Source organism: Caballeronia sordidicola (assembly GCF_002220365.1).
GTDB lineage: Bacteria > Pseudomonadota > Gammaproteobacteria > Burkholderiales > Burkholderiaceae > Caballeronia > Caballeronia sordidicola_C.
In genome coordinates this window covers 18,564-42,259 of record NZ_MTHB01000014.1, presented here as the reverse complement: position 1 = coordinate 42,259, position 23,696 = coordinate 18,564, and the positions used below count along the sequence as shown (strand labels likewise).

At 58.9% G+C, this 23,696-nt stretch carries 18 protein-coding genes and 1 pseudogene; 10 read left to right on the top strand and 9 right to left on the bottom strand.

Features of this window, described 5'->3' with window-relative positions; translation table 11 throughout:
- Window positions 1–4: 4 nt before the first annotated feature.
- From BSU04_RS01570 to tssJ, 5 genes and pseudogenes are all read right to left on the bottom strand, one after another.
- Window positions 5–427 carry a DcrB-related protein gene (locus BSU04_RS01570; RefSeq protein WP_089158950.1) on the bottom strand — a complete coding sequence of 141 codons (423 nt, stop codon included), beginning with the start codon at window positions 425–427 and terminating at the stop codon, window positions 5–7.
- A 39-nt stretch (window positions 428–466) separates the two neighbouring features.
- Window positions 467–2,562, bottom strand: a pseudogene (locus tag BSU04_RS01565) (type VI secretion system Vgr family protein).
- Between the two features lie 90 nt (window positions 2,563–2,652).
- Entirely contained in the window at window positions 2,653–3,441 is a 789-nt protein-coding gene (gene icmH, locus BSU04_RS01560; protein ID WP_089158949.1) for a type IVB secretion system protein IcmH/DotU, read from the bottom strand.
- Entirely contained in the window at window positions 3,438–4,784 is a 1,347-nt protein-coding gene (tssK, locus tag BSU04_RS01555; protein ID WP_089158948.1) for a type VI secretion system baseplate subunit TssK, read from the bottom strand. The genes icmH and tssK overlap by 4 nt, the downstream gene beginning before the upstream one ends.
- A 235-nt stretch (window positions 4,785–5,019) precedes the next feature.
- Window positions 5,020–5,634, bottom strand: a complete 615-nt coding sequence (tssJ, locus tag BSU04_RS01550) for a type VI secretion system lipoprotein TssJ (RefSeq protein ID WP_089158947.1) — start codon at window positions 5,632–5,634, stop codon at window positions 5,020–5,022.
- Window positions 5,635–6,011: 377 nt separating this feature from the next.
- Between tssJ and BSU04_RS01545 the strand changes: the two genes are divergently transcribed.
- From BSU04_RS01545 to tssF (BSU04_RS01500), 10 genes are all read left to right on the top strand, one after another.
- On the top strand, window positions 6,012–6,698 hold the full coding sequence (locus BSU04_RS01545; RefSeq protein ID WP_089158972.1) for a tetratricopeptide repeat protein: 687 nt from the start codon (window positions 6,012–6,014) through the stop codon (window positions 6,696–6,698).
- 62 nt (window positions 6,699–6,760) lie between these two features.
- On the top strand, window positions 6,761–7,312 hold the full coding sequence (tssB, locus tag BSU04_RS01540) for a type VI secretion system contractile sheath small subunit (RefSeq protein ID WP_089158946.1): 552 nt from the start codon (window positions 6,761–6,763) through the stop codon (window positions 7,310–7,312).
- A 15-nt stretch (window positions 7,313–7,327) separates the two neighbouring features.
- A complete protein-coding gene (gene tssC / locus BSU04_RS01535) occupies window positions 7,328–8,818 on the top strand; it encodes a type VI secretion system contractile sheath large subunit (protein WP_089158945.1) in 1,491 nt (496 codons plus the stop codon).
- 70 nt (window positions 8,819–8,888) lie between these two features.
- The gene (locus tag BSU04_RS01530) at window positions 8,889–9,434 is read left to right on the top strand and encodes an Hcp family type VI secretion system effector (protein ID WP_089158944.1); all 546 of its coding nucleotides are present in this window, start codon (window positions 8,889–8,891) and stop codon (window positions 9,432–9,434) included.
- A gap of 144 nt (window positions 9,435–9,578) precedes the next feature.
- Window positions 9,579–10,058, top strand: a complete 480-nt coding sequence (gene tssE / locus BSU04_RS01525; RefSeq protein WP_089158971.1) for a type VI secretion system baseplate subunit TssE — start codon at window positions 9,579–9,581, stop codon at window positions 10,056–10,058.
- Window positions 10,059–10,147: 89 nt separating this feature from the next.
- Window positions 10,148–11,986: a type VI secretion system baseplate subunit TssF gene (tssF, locus tag BSU04_RS01520; protein WP_089158943.1), complete on the top strand. Its 1,839-nt coding sequence runs from the start codon at window positions 10,148–10,150 to the stop codon at window positions 11,984–11,986.
- On the top strand, window positions 11,950–13,044 hold the full coding sequence (gene tssG / locus BSU04_RS01515) for a type VI secretion system baseplate subunit TssG (protein WP_089158942.1): 1,095 nt from the start codon (window positions 11,950–11,952) through the stop codon (window positions 13,042–13,044). Before tssF (BSU04_RS01520) ends, tssG begins: the two co-directional genes overlap by 37 nt.
- Window positions 13,045–13,084: 40 nt before the next feature.
- On the top strand, window positions 13,085–15,721 hold the full coding sequence (gene tssH / locus BSU04_RS01510; protein ID WP_089158941.1) for a type VI secretion system ATPase TssH: 2,637 nt from the start codon (window positions 13,085–13,087) through the stop codon (window positions 15,719–15,721).
- Between the two features lie 72 nt (window positions 15,722–15,793).
- Window positions 15,794–16,906 (top strand): type VI secretion system protein TssA, encoded by a 1,113-nt coding sequence (tssA, locus tag BSU04_RS01505; RefSeq protein WP_373452783.1) that lies wholly within the window; start codon window positions 15,794–15,796, stop codon window positions 16,904–16,906.
- A gap of 162 nt (window positions 16,907–17,068) precedes the next feature.
- Window positions 17,069–18,889: a type VI secretion system baseplate subunit TssF gene (tssF, locus tag BSU04_RS01500; protein WP_089158939.1), complete on the top strand. Its 1,821-nt coding sequence runs from the start codon at window positions 17,069–17,071 to the stop codon at window positions 18,887–18,889.
- A 90-nt stretch (window positions 18,890–18,979) separates the two neighbouring features.
- Here tssF (BSU04_RS01500) and BSU04_RS01495 read toward each other — a convergent pair whose 3' ends face one another.
- The 4 genes from BSU04_RS01495 to BSU04_RS01480 form a co-directional block, all read right to left on the bottom strand.
- Window positions 18,980–19,228: a PAAR domain-containing protein gene (locus tag BSU04_RS01495; RefSeq protein WP_089158938.1), complete on the bottom strand. Its 249-nt coding sequence runs from the start codon at window positions 19,226–19,228 to the stop codon at window positions 18,980–18,982.
- A gap of 75 nt (window positions 19,229–19,303) precedes the next feature.
- The gene (locus BSU04_RS01490; RefSeq protein ID WP_089158970.1) at window positions 19,304–20,047 is read right to left on the bottom strand and encodes a putative type VI secretion system effector; all 744 of its coding nucleotides are present in this window, start codon (window positions 20,045–20,047) and stop codon (window positions 19,304–19,306) included.
- A 58-nt stretch (window positions 20,048–20,105) separates the two neighbouring features.
- Window positions 20,106–20,849 (bottom strand): putative type VI secretion system effector, encoded by a 744-nt coding sequence (locus BSU04_RS01485; RefSeq protein WP_089158937.1) that lies wholly within the window; start codon window positions 20,847–20,849, stop codon window positions 20,106–20,108.
- Entirely contained in the window at window positions 20,846–23,680 is a 2,835-nt protein-coding gene (locus BSU04_RS01480; RefSeq protein ID WP_089158936.1) for a T6SS effector BTH_I2691 family protein, read from the bottom strand. Before BSU04_RS01480 ends, BSU04_RS01485 begins: the two co-directional genes overlap by 4 nt.
- Window positions 23,681–23,696 lie beyond the last annotated feature (16 nt).

Sequence of the window (23,696 nt, the reverse complement as noted above, 5' to 3'; positions counted from 1 at the left end):
GCACTCAGTTTGGTTCGTTCAGCGTGACGCTTTGGATCATGTCCTGTACCTGGCTCTTCTGTGTTTCGCTGATCGTGCCCGGCGCCGTGAAGGTAAGCATCAGCACCCGCTTGCCGTACTCGACCATCGTGAGCAGTTGCTGGATCGGCTTACCGTTGTTCAGCCATCTGAATTCGTGGGTATACGCGACACGCCCCGACACTTGCGCATCAGTGCCCTCGACCAGTTCGTAACCCGCGACCTGCTTCGCAAGTTTCAAGACCTCGTTGGCCGTGTACTCGTGAAACTTCATCCCCCAGGGCAGGCTCTCCCGGGTCACCACAAAGCTCACGCCTTCCGTTCCCGTGGCAGCCGAAACAAACACGTTCATCGTCTTGTCGTGCCAGTCGGTTGGCAGCGACAGGGAGCCTTCCTGCATCTGATACATGTTGTTTTCCAGTAGAGCGGAGATCGGGCGGCTCTGAAATCAGTTATCGGGATTGATATGCGTGCTGCTGGCCTGGACCTTTATCTGTCCGTCGTCGATGTGAATGACAGACGAGCCCTTGTAGATTTCAATCGCGTCAGCCGTCATGTGGATCTTCGTGCCCCCATCTCCACCTACCTTGATCCACAGTTCTTTTGCCTCGATCGTGTGAACGCCGGCAGGCGTCTGGTGCGTCGTGTTGCCCTGCGTGACGGTGTCCTGAAGGTTGCCGACCGATACCGTCGTCAGATGCTCGCCCTTGGCCACCGCGATGGAGCGATCACCCTTGAGCACCTGTGTCGTCTGCGCATTCTCAACAACGGTGTTCATGTCCTTCTGCGCATGCATGAAGAATTCCTGCGCACCGTTCACATCAGAAAAACGCAGCTCGTTTGAGCCTTGGCCCTTGTGCGTCTGACTGCGGATACCCATCGTCTGGCCACTGCTGCCGTGGTAGGGATTCGCCGCCTCTCCGTTGAAGACCCGGCCGACAATGACGGGGTTGTCGGGATCGCCCTCATTGAACGCGACAATCACTTCCTGGCCGATGCGGGGAATGGCGCTGCCGCCCCATCCCGCTCCTGCCCAGGGCTGCGATACGCGCACCCAGATGGTGTCCGATCCATCCAGTTTTCCTCGACGGTCCCAATAAAAATGAACCTTCACGCGGCTGCCGTCGGTATAAATTTCCTCGCCCTTGGGACCGACCACGACCGCGGCCTGCGTGCCATGCATGAACGGCTTAGGCGTGCGGCGCTCGGGCCGGAACGGCACGTCGATCGGCAGGCAGGTGAACGAATTGCGGTACGGCAGCTTTGCGTCATCGCGTGAATAATCGTTCACGGCGTGGTGACGCACATGCAGGATCACGAACTCCCTGTTGTTGTAGGCCGACACGCTGTGGTTGGTCAGCTTGAAGCGGCCGGCGGTGGTCATGCGCCACGCAAAGCCACTGCCATCAAACCTGCGCGCCTGTGCTTCCTCGGCTTGCATTGCATAACTGGCATAGCGGTTGCCGTCGTCGCTATGATCGTAGAGCGAGCGGTACTCGTAACGCTCGGTCTTGCCGATGTTCGGCGTTTTCAGCATGGTCGGTACTTCGACCTGCATCAGCGGAGTAGAAGGGGTGTTGTAGTTGAAGTCGCGAAAGGTGATCTTCCCCACGCGGAAACTGAATGTTTCGTCCCAACGGTCGATGCCGTTGTGCTCGCTCGCCGTGCTATCCGCAAAATACGGAACGGTGTCGAGGTTTGCGATTGGTGCGAACGCGTCGTTGCTGTCGCCGATGACAAGGACATGCTTGTCCTTGTCATACCGAAACGTCCAGAACATGCCTTCCTGCTCCATCAGCCGAGTGCAGAAATTGAAATACGATTCGCCGTACATCACGACATACTCGAGCGGCGCGCGCTGGCCGGCGAGGTTGAATTCGTAGTCCCGGAAACCATGTTCGGTAAAGATTTCGGTGAGAATATCCCGTGCAGTCTTGTTCTGAAAAATACGGCAATCGGTCGAGCGGGTCAGAAACCAGAACCACGGTACGACGGTCATTTCATAGCGCGTGACCGTACCGGAATTGCCCACCCTGCCGAACGACACGGCGTAGCCGTGAAAATGGCGCTGGTCGGCATTCGAGGCCGCAATGATCCCGCTTAAGCCTGCGTCGGCGGCTTGGGGATCGAGCGTAATCGAAACGGGTTGCCCGACTATCTTGTCTATGTCGATATTGTTTCGATGAGACAGCAGTCGAGATGGATCTCCGGCAGTTGGCTCACATATTCATCGACGACCAAAGCGTTAATGAGCAGGACGTCGGGCCCCAATGGGGACTTCATCGTAACGAAGCGATTAGCTTGCGTGAGTTTCGGTTGTGCGCCTGACGCGCTGTTGATTGCGTCCGCAATCGAGGCAGGTGTTTTCCCCAGCAGCGAAGCGCCCGTCTGGGCCAGTTGCACCGCGCGTGCCGCGCCACCTACCGCGCCTGCCCCGGGCAGCCCGGTCAATCCCGCAACCTGGCTTGCGATGCCGGCAAGCGAGCCGATATCGCTCAACGAGGCACCATTCGACAGGCCGTTTCCATTCGATGCAAAACCCATAGACGTTCTCCTGTGTCGTTTGACTCGTTGCTCATCGCGCTACCTTCACGCGCTTCGATACCCAAAGTCAACCGATCAATTACACTCGGCTTAAGGCAGCGAGATCGTCAAGTTCGCCGACTTTGGTCCCACCTTCACGATCTCCGAATAGGGCGCAACAGCCTTCAGCGTCGAGTCCTTCAGATACGAGTTCAATCCGACAAACGCCAGCACGCCTATCAATGCAAACACCGAGGCGATAACCCACAACGGCAGTTCGCTTTTCAACCGGTGAGCGATCTGATCCGGCAACGGCCAATGCGGCGCGAACGGTGCGCGCTTGCCCTTCATCTGCGCAATTTCATCGCCGACTCGCGCGGTAAGGTACGCGAGTTTTTCCGGTCCTTCCATCAAGTACTTGCCCTGAAATCCCAGCAGCAGGCACATGTGAAACACCTCGAGCGATTGCAGGCGCGCGGCACCTTGCGCGCGTGCTTCTTCGAGATGCTGAAAAAACTTTTCGCCCCCCAGTTGCTCACCGAACAACGTGATCTGCAACGGCTTGCGCTCCCACACCGAACGGATCTTGAAGTTCGACGCCAGCACGGATTCATCCACCGCTGCGCAAAACGCGAACTTGGCGGCGAATGCATCGTCGGCGGATGCGTTCAACTTCTTCGCACCGCGATCGAAGTCGCTCAGAAAATCCTGGATGCGTGCGAGAAAGCTCGCGGCATCCTCGGGCTCGCGCCCGTTCTTGAGCAGGAACAACATGAAAAAGCCGTCGTATAGCAGATCAAGCAAGGAATGGATCTGATACGTCGATGCCGTGGGCGGAGCGGGATTTCGATTGCTTTGCTGCGAAGGGGTATCGCCGAAAAGAGAGGGCGCGTAGCTCATGAAGTCACCGCAATCAAGTCGAGTTTGAGGTCGTCGATACCGGACGGGGCGTAGATCATGGCCGATTGCGCCTGCAGCATGCGCTCATACAGGGCGCCACGCGTTTCGAGCGCGAAGTAGCAGGCACCTGGCCGCACGGGAATGGCCGGCGGCACCTGGGGCGTGTACGTCAGTCGCACGCCGGGCATGGCCGAGAGCACGAGCTTGTCGACGTCTTCGGGCGCCCCGACCTTGAACCGCGCAGGCACGGCTTCGACAAGTTCCACCGTCGGCATGCTGGCCGTGACCGAGAGGAAGAACGTGGTCTTGTCGTCGATCTTGCCGGAGTCGATGCGCCCGAGATGGAACGACGGACGCACCTCGTCCAGCGCGATCGCGAAGTAGCGCGTGGAGATCACGGTATCGAGCAGGTCGCGCAAGATGCCGTCGAGCTGGTCGAAGGCAGGGCCGGGATCATCATGGCGATAGACCGGCAGGTCCGCGAGGGCATAACCCTTCGAGAACGTCATCAATTGCCCCGCGAGCCGTAACAACTCCTGGAACAGGCGCTCGGGATGCAATGCCGGATGCTGGTAAAGATGCGTGAGCGCGGCGAAGGCGGCGCTGGCGGTGTGCAGCAGCCAGAACGAAGCGACATCGCCGGAGCGGAACTCAATGATGTTCTTCGTTGGCTCGCGATGAAAACCATAGAGCGCACTGACCTTCGCTTGCAATGCCTCGATGAGCTGGCGCAAGCGCTGATGCAGCAGCGGCGACGCTTCGATAGCAAGGCTCGGCGGCACGAACGATTCGTCGATCTCGAAGCCTGAAGTCGCCGTGCGCCGGATCCGTACGAGCGGGACCGACATGTACTGATCGCGCGGCTCGCTGTTCGCCACCAGCTTGACGCTGGCCTTGAGGAAGGTGATGTCGGCCTGGGCCGCATCAGTGAAATGATCGCCCACGGAGTTCTGCTCGCTCACATATCGCGAGACAAAACCAGCGGCCGGATCCTGAACGTAGTTCGCTCCAGCTTCGCGCAACGGATGCATGGCGAGATAGAAGGTGAACTCGTTGACGCCGCCAGGCAATGTCTCGAGCGCGATGGCTGGCGGCAGGTCGTTTGCTTGCGGCGCGGAATACAGTTCGCCGTCGGGAAATACCAGTGCCAGGTCACTCAGGCGCAGCACGTTGCTCGCGAGCGCGTCGCGGTCGAACCGGACTGAGCGCACGCCCCAGTTGTACGGCTGAATGGCGCGAACGCACTCGAAAAGACGTGCCTCGTGATAAGCGTCCTGACGCTGAAAATGCTGTGGCCGCAAAAAGAGGCCTTCTCCCCACAGCACTTTGGCGGAATAACTCATATTCGACCTGTATAGGTTTCGCAACAGCGATTGCGTATTATGGGAAATCTTCCTCTGCACACTCGCTTTCGCTCGGGTCTTAGAAACAACCGCTTACTGCAAAAGCTTACTGAAACTGCTTACTGCAACTGCTTACTGAGGCTCTGCTGCGGATATCCGCTTCGAATTGCCCGCACCGGTGCAACACATGGCGGGTTCAATAAATATTCTTTCTAAATTCATCATTTAGCAGGATCTAGCCACAGCTCACCGATGACAGCAAATTCAGTTGCTGCGCCGGTAATCCCTGGTCTGCGGGTATCACCGTTCCGCCGGTCACGGTCATCGCGCAATTATGCAGGCCGATCATTATGCCGGATTTCTCTGACTTGCCAGGATCGAATGCGAACTTCCAGCGCTGTTGCGCCGGATCGCGGAATAAAGCAACGATACCGAGCGCGCCCGCTTCACGCGTCACCTTTTCCTTTACTGTATAACGCTGTCCCGGGATCAGCGTCACTTCTCGCACGCGGATCAAATCTTCGCCCAGAGTCGCTTTTTCGCGGCTTGGGTCTGTGAATGTATCAAATGGGGCCTGCTGGAAAGAAGTCGCGTCTTTCAGTGTATAAAGACGAACTACCAGCGCCAGCGGTCGTTTATCCGTCGCCGCATTCAGATTCGGCGCCGCATAAAGCGTCAGCATCACATCGCGTGGCGGTTTTTGAGCGTCCGGTACATCGGGCTTGCCAATGCCGACCGCCTGCAAACCCGCACTGGCAGCGGCACCGAGCACCGAAACCCCTGCTGCACATCCCCCCATGAGAAGGGTGAGAGCGAATATAACGATGCACTTAAGATAACTTGTATTCATGCTTTGCCTTTCGCGCACTGCGCTTGGGCTCCCCGATTATGATCAGAATTTGACGATAATTGACGAAACAGTCTGGCCGTCACTCAACCATTTGATTTATAAGTACGTTTTGTTTCGAATAGCGGTCGTTCCGGACTGGTCATGAATCTGTTCTGAACCCATTATTCAATGTAATTCGGGAAAAAATTCCGAAACATCAGACGTTTGCAGTAAAACACAGAGTGTGCTGTGGAGTTACTAGGCCAAGGTATAAAAATTCGCTTGTTTGACGTTGCGATTGAATTAACAAAATTTGGCCTGTACTATACCTGCGCACTCCGAGCGTGGCAAAATCCGATTTTGCTCTTGAATAAAAAATTAGCCTTAGTGAACACATGATGACAGAGCGGCTGTTTACAAAAATCAGCGGGGTAGTGTTGGCGTGTGCCATTGTGGCCGGTTGCGCAACTCAACAGGCTAATGTTCCTCCGACCCCTGACGTATTTAACAAGCAGTTGGCAGATGCCGACGCCGTCTCGAAAGCGGGCGATCAGGACAAGGCAATAGGGCTATATCAGGATCTCGCAAAATCCGACCCGACTCGCGAAGAACCGTGGTCACGAATCGCGCAAATCCAATTCACGCAACAGCATTACGGCCAGGCAATCGTGGCTGCGCAAGAAGCATTGCAACGCGATCAAACGGATCGTCAGGCTAAAAGCGTTCTCGCAGTAAGCGGCTTGCGAATTGCCACGCAATCGCTCGGCGAATTGCGCCAGGATTCGGCGCTGGCCGGCGACGCGAAATCCGACGCTCAAGCACTCGCGAAACAATTGCGCGACACGCTTGGTGAAGATGCGTTGTTCCCGCCCGAGCAGCAGGTCCAGAAGCCAGCCGTGAAGAAGCGGCACATCGTGCACAAGAAGCCGGTGACAACTGCCGCCGCGACGGATGCCAAGACGGATACGGATGTGAAGCCTGATGCAGCAGCGGCTCCTGCAGTTCCGGCGCCGGCGCCGGCTCCCGTTCCGCAGAAAGCAGCCAAGGGCGGCGGCGCGTCTGACCCGTTCAGCGCGCTGCGTTGAGCACGTCTTGAGTACATAAGCAGATCGAATACCCGTTCACACCGGAATCAGGGAGACCAGCCATGGCCAAAAAAGAAAGTATCCAGAAGCGCCTGCAAAAGATTCGACCACCGCGCGTCCAGTTGACCTACGAGGTCGAGCGCGGCGACGCAATCGAAATCAAGGAACTTCCTTTCGTGGTCGGTGTGATGGGCGACCTCGCGGGGCAGTCGGAAGTCGAACAGCCCAGGTTGCGCGACAGGAAATTCGTCAACATCGATCGCGATAACTTCGACGACGTGATGAAGGGAATCGAGCCGCGCGCAGCGTTTCAGGTGGAGAACCGCTTGAGCGAAGCGGGTGGCAAGTTCGGCGTCGACCTGCGCTTTAATTCGATTGCGGACTTCGATCCGGACGCAATCGTGCAGCAGGTCGAACCGCTTCGCCGTTTGCTCGAAGCGCGGTCCAAGCTTGCCGATCTACGCAACAAGCTCGCCGGCAACGACAAGCTCGAAGATCTGCTGAGCGAAGTGCTGCACAACACGCAGCAACTGCAATCGCTTGCGCACGACGCGAGCGGAGCAAGCACGTCAGAGCAGGGCAACCGGCCGCACGACGACCAGCAGCGCGACTAACCAGCGGGGTGTGAAATGAATCAGCAAACGGCTGCGGCACAGGTCGGCGCGCAACAATCCGAAGCGGCTCCGTCGCTGCTCGACGAGATCGTCGAGAAAAGCAAGGTCGCGAAGTCTCACTCCGAACACGCGCGTGCCAAGGACCTGATCGGCGAGCTCGTCAATCAGGTACTCGACGGCACGGTGGTTGTATCGAACAATTTGTCGGCGACTATCGACGCGCGTGTGGCGGAGCTCGATCAGTTAATTTCCGCGCAACTCAGCGCGGTGATGCATGCGCCGGAATTCCAGCGCCTGGAGAGCACATGGCGAGGTCTCGACTACCTGTGCAAGGAAAGCAACACCGGCACGACGGTCAAGATCAAGGCGTTGCATGCGCCCAAGCGCGACATTGTGCGCGACTTCAAGACGGCCATCGAGTTCGATCAGAGCGCACTCTTCAAGAAGGTCTACGAGGAAGAATTCGGCACCTTCGGCGGTGCGCCCTTCGGTGCGTTGATCGGCGACTTCGAAGTGACGCGGCAGCCGGAAGACATGTACTTTATTGAACAGATGTCGCATGTCGCGGCCGCTGCGCACGCGCCATTCATCGCTTCGGCGTCGCCGGAACTTATCGGCCTCGAGAGCTTCGCCGATCTCGGCCGGCCGCGCGATCTCGGCAAGGTGTTCGATACCGTCGAGTACGCAAAGTGGAAGTCGTTCCGCGATTCGGAAGACTCGCGTTATGTGGGCCTCACGTTGCCGCGTTTCCTGGGACGCCTGCCGTTCAATCCCAAAGATGGCCAGACTGCGGAGACCTTCAACTTCGTCGAGGACGTGGATGGAACGGACCACGCCAAATACCTGTGGTGTAACGCCGCGTGGGCATTTGCTGCGCGCCTGACCGCAGCGTTCGATGACTTCGGGTGGTGCGCGGCCATTCGCGGCGTGGAGGGTGGCGGCCTGGTGGAAGACTTGCCGACGCACACCTTCAAGACCGACGACGGCGAAGTGGCGCTCAAGTGCCCGACTGAAATCGCGGTGACGGACCGTCGCGAGAAAGAACTGAGCGACCTTGGTTTCATCCCGCTGGTTCACTGCAAAAATTCCGACTACGCCGCTTTCTTCGCAGCGCAGTCGGTACAGAAGCCCAAGAAATACAACACCGACAGCGCGAACGCCAACTCGGTCCTGTCCGCTCAGTTACAGTACATCTTCTCGGTATCGCGCGTGGCGCATTACCTGAAGGCCATGATGCGCGACAAGATCGGCAGCTTCGCCTCGGCTCAGAACGTCGAAGTGTTCCTGAATCGCTGGATCTCGCAGTACGTGCTGCTTGACGACAACGCGACGCAGGAACAAAAAGCGCAGTTCCCGCTGCGCGAGGCATCCATACAAGTGGCAGAGATCCCCGGCAAGCCGGGTTCGTACCGGTCAGTGGCGTTCCTGCGCCCGCATTTTCAACTGGACGAACTATCGATTTCGCTGCGGCTTGTCGCAGATCTACCGAAGCCCGCTTCTTCCTGAAGGGCACGACTGCGTGTGGCCCGGACACCGTCCGGGCCAGCTATAAAACCACTCTATGGGGAGTCGAGGTATGAAGGACATCTACTTAAAATTTGGCAATCCCGCGATCAAAGGCGAATCGCAGGACAAGGACCACGCGAACTGGGTCGAGATCGATTCGTGGAGCCACGCGATCACCCAGCCGCGCTCGGCTACGGCCTCCACTGCCGGCGGTCACACGTCCGAGCGTTGCGAGCACGGCGACATGGTGTTCACGAAGGACATCGACGTCGTCAGCCCGCTCATGTACCAGCACGCTTCCGGTGGTACGACATTCGACGAAGTCACCATCGACTTCATGCGTTCGGATGGCGAAGGCAACCGCATCAAGTACCTTGAAGTGAAGCTCAAGTACGTGATTATCTCGAGCATCAATCCGAGCATCAACGCGCCTGCAACGGCAACCGCGACGGGTGCGCCTGCGGTCAGCGGCGCAAGCCTGCCGGTCGAGCAGTTCTCTCTGAAGTATGCGGCCGTGCAGTGGAAGTACACGCAGCAGAAGATCGGCGGCAACCAGAGCGGTAACGCGCAAGGTGCCTGGAGCCTGACCAAGAATGACAAGACCTACGCGGTCTGATTCTGGGGTTCCGAGGGGTTGCAATGAGTGCTGGGGTATCGTGATCCCGGCCGGTGCTGCGACGCTTGGGGCCGGTACGCATCCGCGTCCGGCGCTGGCGTCGCTTTCACCCCCAAGTTTCGCACGCAAGAAAAGCAGGGCTTCATGAAACGTTTCGAGCCGAGCTTTCTCGACAAACTATTCGACGCGGACCCGTACGAGCCGGCTGCGGCCGCGCTGCGTCAATTGTCACTTGAAGAGCTGAAGAGCACGGTTGCCCGTGATGTCGAATCGCTCCTGAACACGCGTATCGCTTTCACGCAGGCAGACCTGGCTGCGTTGCCGGAATGTCAGTTGTCCATCCTGACCTACGGGCTCAACGACTTCGCTGGAATGAGCCTCGCGAGCCACTATGACCGCGTGTTTATTTGCCAGTCGATCCAGCAGGCCATTGCTCGTCATGAGCCACGTTTGCAACAGGTATCGGTGAAGCTCGAACTGAACGAGCAGTCCACTAGCGCGCTCAACTTCGCGATCCGCGCCGTGTTGATCGTGCATCCGGCCGAAGAGCCGGTCAGCTTCGACGCCATGTTGCTGCCGTCGACGTTGCAATATTCCGTGACGCGCTCACGAGCGAAGCTTTGAAGCGCGCCCTGAGCCGCGAACTTTAGTGTGTCGTCTGGTTTTTCTGCAAGGCAGCATCCGTGCAAGACACGGAGACGGGGATTTGAGCAATGGAAGAACTGCTGCCATATTACGAGCGCGAGCTGTCGTTCCTGAGGCGTAATTCGCGCGACTTCGCCGAACGGTATCCGAAGATCGCAGCGCGTCTCGCCATGTCGGGCGAGCATGCGGAGGACCCGCACGTCGAGCGCATGATCCAGTCGTTCGCGTTGCTCGGGGCACGCATCAACAAGAAGCTCGACGACGATTACCCGGAGTTCACGGAAGCGCTGCTGGAAGTCCTCTATCCGCACTACCTGCGGCCGTTTCCCTCATGTTCGATCGCACAGTTCGACCCGGGGCAGGCGCTTGGCCAGCTCACCGGGACGGCCACGATCGAGCGCGGCACCGAGTTGAAGTCGCGGCCGATTCGCGGCGTACAGTGCCGCTTTCGTAACGCGTATGACGTCGTGCTGGCGCCGCTCAGGATTGTCGAGGCGAAGTACACGCCAGTGGCATCGGCACCGAGCGCGACGGTCTTGCCTCGAGACGCCGCAGCGCTGATCTCTGTCACCTTCGAAGCCACCGCGGCGCAGTTCGATCTGGCGACCCTCGCGTTGGACCAGGTCCGTGTGCATCTGCACGGCGAACAGTCGTTCGTCGCGGCGTTAGCTGATTGCCTTCTCGTCAATACCACGGCGAGCTACGTTGAAGTAGATGGCAGCGGCCAATGGAAAAAGCTGCAGGACTCCGCGATCGAGCAGTCGGGTTTCAGCGAACGTGATGCGCTCATCGACTATCCGGAGAAGTCGCATCCGGCGTATCGCTTGCTGACCGAGTATTTCGCGTTTCCCGAGAAATTCAATTTCATCGATTTCAATTTCGCCGCAATGACGCGAGCGGGCGGTCAATGCAATCGTATTACGCTGCATCTGGTGCTGAAGGAAATACGCAGCGACTCGCAGACGGCCCGGATGCTCGACGGTTTGTCGAAGGACCATTTGAGGTTGTTCTGCTCGCCGGTCGTCAATCTTTTCAAGCAGCACGGGGACCCTATTCGCGTCACGCATCACGCGGTGGCGTACCCGGTCGTGTGTGACGGACGTCGTGCATCCGCGTATGAGGTTTGCTCGATCGACTCGGTGCATCTTGTGCGCGAGCAGGCTGACGGCGAATCCGTGATCGAATTCCGGCCGTTCTATTCGCTGCATCATGGCGAAAGCGGGCAGGCGGGCCATTACTGGCTCGCTCGCCGCGACGACGCCGTTGCAAAATCCAGCCCGGGCTACGAAACGGAAATTTCCATTGTCGATATCGACTTCGAACCGCTGCAGCCGCAGACGGACACGCTGAGTCTCGAGCTGACTTGCACGAACCGCGACCTGCCGTCGCAACTCGCGTTCGGGCTGGACGGCGGCGACCTGTTTCTAGAGGGCGACTCGCTTGTGACCGGCGTGCGCATGTTGCGGCGTGCGACGCCAAGCGTGCGTTTTGAACGAGGACGTGCCGCACACTGGCGACTGATTTCACATCTCGCGCTCAATCACGTCTCGCTCGCTCAAAGCGGCGTCTCGGCGCTCAAGGAACTATTGCGACTATACGACCTTCGGCGCACGGCAGTCTCGGCGCGGCATATCGAAGGCATAACCGCCATCGAGCAGCGGCCTACTATCCAGTGGCTTCCTGGTAAGCCGTTCGCGACCTTTGTGCGCGGCATCGAAATACGCCTCACGATCGACGAGCAGCATTTCGTCGGCACGAGCCTCGGTTCCTTCGTGCGTGTGATCGACACGTTCTTTGGGCTGTATGTGCACCTGAACAGCTTTGTGCACCTGGTCGTCGTGTCCAGGCGAACCGCCGAGGAGATCCTGCGATGCAAACCCCGCAGCGGCGAATCGATCCTGCTGTAGTCGAGCGTTTGCTCGACGAACCCTATCGCTTTGAATTTTTTCAGGCGGTGCGTCTGCTCGAAATATCGTTCGCGCGCGAGGCGGCCGATGGCAGTCGCCCCCGCGGCGATGCCATCGCCAGGCATGTCTCGTTTCGCAACAGCTTGTCGCTGTCGTTCCCGCCCAGCGAAATCCAGGCCGCGATGTCGTTCGATCACGACAACACCGCGTTGAAGAGCAAGCCGGCCCGCACGCAAGCTTTGGCGAACGGTGGCTTGAGCCGGGTTGAAATCACGCCAGCCTTTTTCGGCCTGCTCGGGGTGCAGGGCGCGTTGCCGCTCGCTTATACCGAGCAGATTGCTGGCCGCGAGCAAGTCCATAAGGACTACGCTGCGCGCGAGTTTTTCGACATGTTCTCGAACCGCGCGACTGCGCTGTTTTATGAGGCGTGGAAGAAGTACCGGCTACCGCTGCACTACGAGATCGACCGGGATCAGCGCTACTTGCCGCTGCTGCTTTCGCTCGCCGGCGTCTCGCATGCGGATACGCGCGCCGAGCTGCAGGGCGGGGAGGGAGCGCTCTTCGACGAAGCCATAGCAGGTTATGCGCTGGCAGCGCGGCATCGACCGGTGTCGGCGGCTTATTTGCAACGCACCTTGTCCGATTACTTCGGCGTGCCCATTCGCGTGGAGCAATTCATCGGCCGCTGGTACGACGTGCCGCGCGAGCAATTGAGCGTGCTTGGCGGCGTCAATGCAACGCTTGGCGCCACGGCATTGGCAGGCCAGCGCGTATGGCAGCGCGACATGCGTGCGCGGCTGGTGGTCGGGCCGCTGTCGAAGAAGGACTATGAGGCGTTCTTGCCAGGCGCCGGGAACGCGCTCGCGCTGGAGCGCATGTTGACGCTGCTGGCCGGCGTCACGCTCGAATACGAGGTGTCTCTTGTGCTGCGTCGCGAGGAGGTCGGGCCGAGCCAGCTGGGTCTGGGCGCGCGCCTCGGCTGGGATGCGTTTCTCTGTACAAAGCAGGCGCAGCAAGATCGCGCCGATGCATGTTACGAACTTCACGTCGTCTCCTGACGCATCAAGAACACCGCAACGACATTACTGGACGTCACTCATGAGCACGCCGCTAAAAACGCTGATCGCCAAGCTGAACCCGACCTGCCGTCAGGCAACCGAGCGCGCCGCGAGTGCCTGCCTTTCGCGCGGCCACTATGAAGTCGAGCTGGAACACCTGTTCCTCGCTTTGCTTGAGGAGCCGGCGAGCGACGTGCTGCTCGTCTTGCGTTCGAGCAATATCGATCAGGCGGCTGTCCGGCGCGATCTCGAGCGCGAACTGTCGCGGTTGCAAACCGGCAACACGCGCACGCCGGTTTTTTCCGTGCACCTGATCGCGCTCTTTGAACAGGCATGGCTGATTGCGTCGCTTGATTCGCAGATCGGACGGATTCGCTCGGGCCATTTGCTGCTTGCGCTGACTAATGCGCCTGAACTTGCGCAGTTCGCGCAACGCATGTCGCCCCTGTTTGCATCAGTGCGGGTAGATCGACTCAAACACGAATTCGATCAGGTAACGGAAGGATCAGTCGAGGCGCAAGCATCCACGCCTGCAGAAGAGGCAGCGTCATTGCCGCAAACGGGTCTGTCCAAAACACCGGCGCTCGACACCTATACGAGCGACCTCACCGCACGTGCTCGCGAAGGCAGAGTCGATCCGGTGATTGGACGCGAGGCGGAAATTCGCCAGGCAATCGATATCCTGATGCGCCGTCGCCAGAACAATCCAATCATGACGGGCGAGGCGGGTGTCGGCAAGACAGCCGTGGTCGAGGGACTCGCGTTACGCATTGCCGTCGGCGACGTGCCCACGCCGTTACGCGACGTCGCCCTGCATGTGCTCGACATGGGCTTACTGCAAGCTGGCGCGAGCGTGAAGGGCGAGTTCGAGAATCGCCTGAAGCAGGTGATCGATGAGGTGAAGAAGAGCCCGCATCCGATCATTTTGTTTATCGATGAAGCGCATACGATCATTGGTGCAGGCGGGCAGGCCGGACAGAACGATGCGGCCAATCTGCTGAAACCCGCACTTGCACGCGGAGAGCTGCGCACAATCGCCGCGACGACCTGGAGCGAGTACAAGAAGTACTTCGAGAAAGACGCTGCCCTCGCGCGGCGGTTCCAGGTAGTCAAGGTGGAGGAGCCGAGCGAGCCGCTCGCCGCCGCGATGCTGCGCGGCATGAGCGCGTTGATGGAGAAGCACTTCAACGTGCGCATTCTCGACGACGCCATCACGGAGGCCGTTCGCCTGTCCCATCGGTACATCAGCGGCCGCCAGCTGCCTGACAAGGCCATTGGCGTGCTCGATACGGCGTGCGCGAAAGTCGCGCTCGCACAGAGTTCCACGCCAGCGGTGATCGACGATACGAAGAAGCGCATCGAGCGAACCGATGTCGAGCTTGCCGCGCTCGAACGGGAAGCCGCGAGCGGTGCCGCGCATGGCGGGCGCATCGCGGTTCTGCGTGAAGCGCGCGCACAGGACGTCGAGATGCTTGCTCGCGACGAGGCGCGGTTTCAGCAAGAGCGTTTGCTGGTCAACGAGATCGAGGAATTGCGCCGTCAGATTGATTCTGCACGCGACGGCCATACACAGGTCGACCTCCAGACGATTCGCGCGACGCTCGACGAACGGGTGAACGAACTGCGCAGGCTGCAGAGCGCGCAGCCGATCGTGCCGCTCCAGGTGGATGGTCATGTTGTAGCGGAGATCGTTGCATCGTGGACCGGTATCCCGCTCGGACGCATGGTGAAAAACGAACTGCGAACCGTGCTGAATCTCAAGGCACTCCTGACCACGCGGGTTATCGGTCAGGATCATGCGCTCGAAGCCATCGCCCAGCGCGTGCGTACCGCGAGTGCGAACCTTGAAGACCCGAACAAGCCGCGGGGCGTGTTCATGTTCGTCGGGCCGTCGGGTGTCGGCAAGACGGAAACCGCGCTTGCACTAGCGGACGTGCTCTACGGCGGCGAACGCAAGCTCGTCACCGTCAACATGAGCGAGTATCAGGAGGCGCATAGCGTGTCGGGACTCAAAGGCTCGCCGCCGGGTTATGTCGGGTACGGGGAGGGCGGCGTACTGACCGAAGCCGTGCGACGCAATCCTTATTCGGTGGTGTTGCTGGATGAGGTGGAGAAGGCGCATCCCGATGTCCTCGAAATGTTTTTCCAGGTCTTCGACAAAGGCGCCATGGACGACGCCGAAGGTCGCGAAATCGACTTTCGCAACACGCTGATCATCCTGACATCGAACGTTGGGTCTGCCGCGGTGATGACTGCTTGCCTCAACAAACCCGACGACGAACTGCCGAGTGCCGACGCGCTGGCCGAGATGTTGCGGCCACAGCTATTCAAGGTGTTCAAGCCGGCTTTCCTCGGGCGCATGAAGGTCGTTCCGTACTATCCGATCCCTGATGACGTGTTGGCCGAGATCATCGAACTGAAGCTTGGGCGCATTGCGCGGCGGATCGAGGCTAACCACAAGGCTGTCTTCGAATGGGATGAAAGTCTCGTGGACGCTGTGCTCGCACGGTGTACGGAAGTCGATTCGGGCGCGCGCAACGTCGATCACATCCTCAGTGGAACCCTGCTGCCGGAGATTGCCGGGCATGTGCTCGAACGCATGGCGAGCGGCACGGCGATTACACGCATTATCGCGGGCGCCGATGAGGGCGGCGGGTTCAGCTACGTGATCGAGTGAGGGTTCGGACAGGACCTTCGCGCGTACTTCCGAAACAATCAAGATAGTTGCAGTACTAAACGTTTGAATTGAATCATGTCAACGACCTCTGCCTTACTCGATCCTGTTTCCCCGTCGTCGCCTTGCGGCGATGACTTGCTGTTTTCTTCGGACTTCGACGCCGTTCAGCAAGCGCGCCGCTTCGACGATCCTTCGCTCGACCAGGGTGAGTGGGTCACCGAGATCAAGGAAGCCGACTGGCCCTTCGTGATCGAACGCAGCACGGCGTTGCTGAGGACGCAGACGAAGGATTTGCGTCTCGCGGTCTGGCTGACCGAGGCCCTTGCCATGCGCAACGGCTTGCAGGGACTCACCGACGGTTTCACCTTGCTCAAGGGTTTATGCGAGCGCTTCTGGGATCACGTTCATCCGCTGCCTGAGGGCGATGATGCTGAGTACCGCTTGGGCAACGTAGCGTGGCTCGTGGGTCGTAGCGCCGAGTTGTTGCGTGGCGTGGCGCTGACGGACGGTGGTGGCCAGCGTTATAGCGCGCTGGACTGGGAGGTGGCCACGCATGCCGCGCAGGCGGCCAAGCGCGACCCTGACCATGCTGACGACATCATGCGCGGCAAGCCATCGGTCGAGGCTATCGAGGCGTCGCGCCGCGCCACGCCTACGGCCTTTTATGCGGCGCTGCTTGGGCAATTGGCAGTTTTCGAAGTGGCGATGCTTGCATTGGAAAAGGAGCTGGATCGCCGCGCCGGCGAGAGTGCGCCGAGCTTCCGGCGTGCGAGGGATGCCTACGAGACGGTGTACCGCCTGGCCGAACGTTTCGCTCGTGAAAGTGGTGTGAATGCCATTGTCGAAGCGCCGAAGCCCGTGGTTATGGAAGCGCCGTTGCGCGTTGAGCCGCCATTCGAGCCGCAAGCTGTTACGCCTGATCGTGAGGAACCCGTGTTCATGTCAATACCCATCACGGCAAGTGCGAGCGGCGCTCAGGCGCGAGCTCAGGCGGTGGCGCAATTGCGCGAGGTTGCCGCATTTTTTCGGCGTACCGAACCTCATAGCCCGGTGGCGTATCTCGCCGATAAAGCCGCCGAGTGGGCCGATATGCCATTGCACGAATGGCTGACCACCGTGGTCAAGGACGATGCGTCGCTCGCGCATATTCGGGAGTTGCTGGGGGTGAAGGTTCAGGCCGGGTAGGTGGTGGACTCTCGCTTGGTTTTTCATCGTATATGGACCGGTCGCGCAGACTGCTGAAGCTCGACACCACGCTGGGGGGAAGTGCGCCATGCATACTGCGCGTCTGATCGCCGATGCCACCGACCTCCGGATTTTCACCGCTTTCCGACCTATTCAATCTGCATGGACGAACTGCTGCCGCACTACGAACGGGAACTTGCGCATCTGCGCCGGTATGCGAACGAATTCGCTTTGCGGTATCCGAAAATCGCTACCCGTCTCGCGATGTCCGGAGGGCACTCGGACGACCCTCACGTCGAGCGGTTGATCCAGTTTTTCGCGCTGCTGGCCGCGGGACTTGATGCGAAGATCGAGGATGACTATCCCGAATTCACCGAGTCGCTGCTGGAGATCCTCTATGCCCAGTATCTGCGCCCGTTCCCATCATGCTCAATCGTACAGTTCGACGCCGGCAGCCTGTTCGACCGGCTGACAGGGCCTGTGACCATCGGGCGGGGAGCGGAGCTTGTCACGAAGATCGGCGGATGCCGCTTCCGCACTGCGTACGATGTGACGCTCGCCCCGCTGCAGATTACGGACGCCCGATATGCGTTGACTGCATCGGCACCCACCGGCATTTCGTTGCCGCCGGATACGACCGGCATTGTCTCGATAACGTTCGCGGCAGCGGGCGCAACAGCGAGTGTGGCGACGGCGCCCGGCACTGTCCGAATACACCTGAACGGCCAGCGCGAAGTCGTCGCGACCCTTGCCGACGTTTTGCTGTTGCGCACATCGAGGGCCTTTGTCGAGCCGGATGGTCAGGGAAAATGGAAGCCTCTGGCGAATCTGCCGGTCGCGGCTGCGGGCTTTGAAGACCCGGACGCGCTCATTGATGCGCCAGCCAACGCGTCACCGGTCTTCCGCCTGTTGACAGAGTACGTCGCCTTTCCGGACAAATTCGACTTTATCGATATCGATTTTGCCGCGCTCACGCGTGCCACCGGGCCGTGCAGGCGCTTCACCCTGCACCTGGCGATTGACAGCGTACGCAAGGATTCCTGGGCCGCCGAACGCATGGCACAGTTCACCACCGCAAACCTCCGGCTGTTCTGCACGCCCGTTGTCAATCTCTTCAAACTCAAGGCAGAGCCGGTGAGGACCGATAGCGCGATCACGTCATACCCGGTATCGCCGAAAACGACGAGTCCATCCGCCGTCGAAGTCTATTCGATCGACTCGCTTTACACGGAAGATGCGGACTCTGCGGGCAGGCGCGTCCTTCACCCTTTTAGCTCGCTGATGCACGGCAGCGCAACCCAGTTGTCCGGCCCATACTGGGTTGCCCTGCGGGACGAAAAAATTGCGCAGACCAACCCCGGCTTCGAAACCGCACTCAAGATGGTCGACCTTGATGGCCGTCCTGTTGGTTCCGGAATCAGCCAGTTGGACATCGACCTGACCTGCACCAACCGCGATATACCCTACACGCTGCCGTTTGGCACACCGGGAGGTGATCTGCTGAATGAAGGCGGGGCGCTGCCCTGCAAGATATCAATGCTGCGTCAACCAACCAGGACCGTCAGGTTTGCGCGGGGAGAGGGCGCGCTGTGGCGCCTGATTACGCACCTGACGCCGCAGCCTATTCAGCTCAGTCCTGCCGGGTTCGACGAACTGAAACGTCTGTTTCGTCAGTACGCGACGCGGTCGTCATTGCAGACGCGGCATATCGACGGCGTCGCCTTTCTGAATCGCCGGCCCACCATGCAGTGGATCGTCATGAAGCCCTGTCCAGGGATGGTACGTGGCATTGAGATCACTCTGTCAGTCGACGAGCAGGCATTTACCGGCAGCAGCCTGAGCGTCTTCGTTGAGGTGCTGGATCGCTTCTTCGCCCCTTACGCAGTCGCGAACAGTTTTGTGCAACTGGTCGTGATTTCGAAGGACTCCGGAGCCGATATCCGGCGCTGCGCGCCGAGGCAGGGGACGGCGCCGCTGCTTTGAACGAAAAATATCGCGAAGGTGAGACGGTGCCAAACAGATTTGCCGGCTGTATGCCATCGCAAACAGGTGGCACGCGGCGGGTCGCATGTGTTACGCCAAGCTCGAAATCAAGTGGCACCCGCAAGTGGCCCGATAGCCGTTTCGCGCAATCGGCACATCATCATCTTTCATCGATTCGTCACCATCGATGATCACGTTGGGTTTGATGTCGTGTTTCGGGCATGACACCTCGTCACCTTTGCGGGCCACGAACCGGCCATCGAAGCTCATGGTCGATGAAGCGCTGATGACCTTGCCACCGTGATCAGTATCGTCACCCAGACGAATGAGATCCATCATTGGGACATGCTCCTCGATATATTGAAATCTATTTTACCCACGCGCACCGCATTGTCGTTGGATCGAAAAGGGCCATCAGTAACGAAAATACAGCACACCAAGCGCACCTGGTGCGCCGGGCTGCTTGCTCTTTTTTGTGATCGCCGGCAGGTCAATGTTCTTGACGTCTTTCCAGCCGAATTCCTGAAAAATGCCTTCGGCAAGACGAACGAAGCCCATCATCTTGCTCGAAATACGGAAAGCAACCAGTCCGTAGAGCCCACCTCCCGCGATTCCCGCTAATACCAGTTCCGTCGAAACACCTCTCCAGTTGACGTCAGAGCCATATCTGAAATATGCGTATCCGAGGCCACATAAAATAAACGCCACAACCACTGGAACAACAACTTTGGCCCACAAGCTAAACACTGCTCTATAGTGCGCGCGTCTCCCTCTGCTGCAATGAGGATGCAGCGCGACAATCCTGTCGGTGATGCGACGTATGCCGTAACCCTGCCACCTATCTCCCGACCGCTCGGCGACGACCTCAACCTCATCGCCTTCCTTGAACACCGAACTCCATACCCACGCCTTGACGGGTTTGCCGTCCAGATCGAATTCCAGCAGGTCAGCCTCTTCGGTCGTGTCCATTGCCATACCGCTCAATCCGACAGCAATGCCACCTAACCCGGCAAGCCCTGCTGCGATCGCCGTCGCCCCCATCCTGGCCCGATCAGCGTCCGTAAAGAAGAAGTCCTGACTTCGACGCGTCTTGCGGTAATTGCTAATGAATCCGCGTAGCAACTGCGTACGGGATTGGGACCTCTCGTCGATGGTCATTCGCGACCCTTCTCCGACTGCCGAAACCAAGGGCATGGTTGCTCCATAAACACTATGATCAATAGCGAAAATAGAGCACGCCAAGCGCACCCGGATCACCCGGCTGCTTGCTCTTTTTCGTGATCGCCGGCAGGTCGATGTTCTTGACGTCTTTCCAGCCGAATCCTTGAAATATGCCTTCGGCGAGACGGACGAAGCCCATCATTTTGCTTGACATACGGTACGCAATAAAACCAGAAATCAGAAGGAATCCCAAGCCCGCAGTGAAAAGAAAGGATGAGAACATAGGCAAAACCGATTGATAGCCGTCGTCGAAAAGGCTCCAAATCGATGAAATCAACGCGCCGAGTAGAATCAAGGAAATACTTACTATCAGCCACCATTTCACGGCAACCTTGTAGTGAGCGTACCGACCCCGGCTGCAATGCGGATGCAGTGCCACAATCTTGTCGCCAATACGCCGTATCCCATAGGCCTGCCAGGTGCCGCCCGACTGCTCGGTGACAACCTCGACCTCATCGCCTTCCTTGAACACCGAACTCCATACCCACGCCTTGACGGGTTTGCCGTCCAGATCGAATTCCAGCAGGTCAGCCTCTTCGGTCGTGTCCATTGCCATACCGCTCAATCCGACAGCAATGCCACCTAACCCGGCAAGCCCTGCTGCGATCGCCGTCGCCCCCATCCTGGAACGATCAGCGTCCGTAAAGAAGAAGTCCTGACTTCGACGCGTCTTGCGGTAATTGCTGATCCGTCCGCGCAGCAACTGCGTCGAGGGTTGAGATGTCACATCAATGGTCATTCGGAACCCTCGCTGGCGAGACCAAGCGCCTTGAGCGCTTTCTCGAATTCCTCGTGTTGTTTATCAACGGTCCACGGTGGATTACTTGGTGGTGATTTTCCAAATCCGCATTTCTCGAGCCACGTCTGAAGATCGTCGTCGGAAAAATACCAGATCAGCACCTGGATCACCGTAATCACTACGGCAACCTCCCAGCCGGCCAGAATCAGCACCGTACGACCGATCAGTAGTAGCGCTGCGCGTTCGCCAATGACAACGCCAGCCTCTTCCGCGGCCACATCCATTGCCGTCATACCAGCGGCCTTTGCTGCATTAGTCGCGGCGGATCCGGCCAGCGCTCCGGCACGGGCCTCGGCTCCGGCGATGCCGGCACCCGCTTTGCCGAGCCACGCCACACTACGCACCCCCGTCACTCGAGCAATCAAGGGTGCAGACGAGGTGAGTGCCGTGAGAAGGTTTGCCCCTGTAGCCGCAAGGCCTAACAAGCCCTTAACGCGATATAGGAGAGCCGTTGCATATCTACCTTTCTTGCTCTCTTCCGCACCTTTCCCGAAATCGACAACGGCACCAATCATTGCTGACGCTCCACCAAAATAACCGGTAACCGCCTTCAGATTAGCAAGGGTCTGCGCCGCGTCTTTCCCCAAGCCAGTCATCAGTTTTGTCGATGACTGCAGACAAGCAGACATCGACGAAAACCCACCCGCTACCAGCATTGCGTAGTCTTCGCCGTTCTTGTCTGCCTTCGCCAGACCGCAACCAAAGCTTAGCAACTCGATCACCGCGAGGGTGCCGCCAATACGCACGCCGACGTTGATCGACTTCCCTTCCTCGGTTAATTTAACTGCCGCCCACTTGGCGCGATAAACCTTGCCATCGTCATCGGCCGCAAGTGATTGCAGCGTCTGAATATAGGCTTCGCCAGCGGGAACCCCCTTGGTGCGCTGAGCCCGATAGCCATTCTGCAATTTGAGACGCATGGCCGGCTCGACTTTCGCCGCTTGCTTGATTAACCCGATGGTGTCCGCCTGGCTGATACCGACTCGTAGCATCAAGGCGCCACGGATCATGAAAGTTCCGACACAGTCCCCAAGCAACCCTAGGCCGGTCCACTTGAACAGCCCATCGCCCATAGTGACGATCAGGCGGTCGCCGTGATGGTTCTTGAGATAACGCTCGGTGGCAGAAACAGGGTGTTCGTGCTCCTTCACCTCGCTCATCTTCTCGCGCAATTCGACAAAGGTCTTCAGCTTTTCCAACGCCTTGGTGACCGTCTCGGCTCCCTCGCTCGCTTTCTCAATCAGGGTGGATTTGTGCGCGGTCGCCTGCGCCAGAAGCTCCTTGATCTCCGCCTTGGGCTCCTTCTGATTGTAGGTGAACGCTCGCCAGACCAGGCTTTCGACGGCATTGGGATTCATGTTGTTGATCAAGCCCTCCATCACCTTGGCGCCCCTGTCTTCGGAGGGCAGGCCGTTGATGGCTTCGGCCACTACTGCTTCGAACGCGATGCCGTCGGAAATGTCGTCGTCGCGGTAATCGTGAAGCGTGGCGAGAAAAGTGGGAGCCTTCAGCCAGGCCTCCACGTCAGGGGTGCGCTTCGACTGAATCTGGCTGACCGCATTCTGAATTGATGTGAACCACGGGCGGAACGCGTTGAGTTTTGGCAAGACTAATTCTTTTTGATATTGCGGCCACGCAGCGTCGCCTATCTTCTTAGCCTCCTGCGGGCTGATCTTGCCGGCATCCCTGATGCGTTGCTCGGAGGCGGCTTCGTCCTCGGCCGACAGGGGAGGCGGCGCCACTGGAATCCCGTCAAGACCACCGCCTCCGCCTGAGTTCAGAAGTGCTTCCCAGCCCGCCCGCAAGGACGAACGCCACCGGCTTTTTGATTCAACAGCCCCGTTACGCACAGCGACTTCCGCCGCATCGATCGACATCATTGCATCGATTTGCATGGCCCGTTCGCGCGTGTAGATGGCGAGCATGCTGCCAGCGTCGTTGCGAAAACCGTTCAGTTCGTGCGCGTTGCCGATCCCGTCCCACAATGCCAGCACCATAGGGGGATGACTTTTGTCGTGCGTTGTTTCTCCAACGTTTTTCATCAACCGGACCAGCGCTGCGCTGGTCGACGCCGGTGTTGCTTGACGTATATACAAAGGGTAACGCGTGCTTTCGCGCTTCGCGACCGCAGGATCGTATTTGCCGCTGGCTTCACTTAGCGGGTGATGGCGCGGCTGAAGGAGATCGGGATCGAGACCCGGCATGTATTCGACGATCTCGTCTATGCTCTGCTCGGTGGCGACCGCCGCGTGCCCATGCGTTGGCTTTGTGCCCTTGATCCACTTCGACGGCTCGATGCATTGCATTCGCTGTTTTCGCAAGGTATCGCTCCCGGCGTAAAGCTTGAATGTGCTGTCGAGCCAGGTGTGTTCGGAGAATGCAATATAAACTTCCGTACAATTTTCCGGCTGCTCGATGGCGATGATATCCATCGGCACTGCGATGCTTTTTTTGGCGCAGGCAGGGTCCGTAACCGGGGTCGCAGGCAGAGGCAGCGACTGCTTCCACAGGCGGCCATCAGCGGTCACCTTATAGACTTCCCAATACTTGCTGCCGCGTGCGCCTTTCATGTAGAAGAGATAAAGCCAGCCTTCGCGCAAGATGCGCAGCCCGTACTTATGCCGGTCAAGCGTGACATCGGTCACGCCCACGCCGCTCACGCCGTCGGGCAACTTCGCGGTCATCGCTTCCGGCAGGGCGGTATAGCGTACCGGCAAGATCGGCAAACCCGTTTTCTCGCAATTAGCGCATTTCGGTTCAGTTGTCGCCATGATTTTCGTGTTTGGG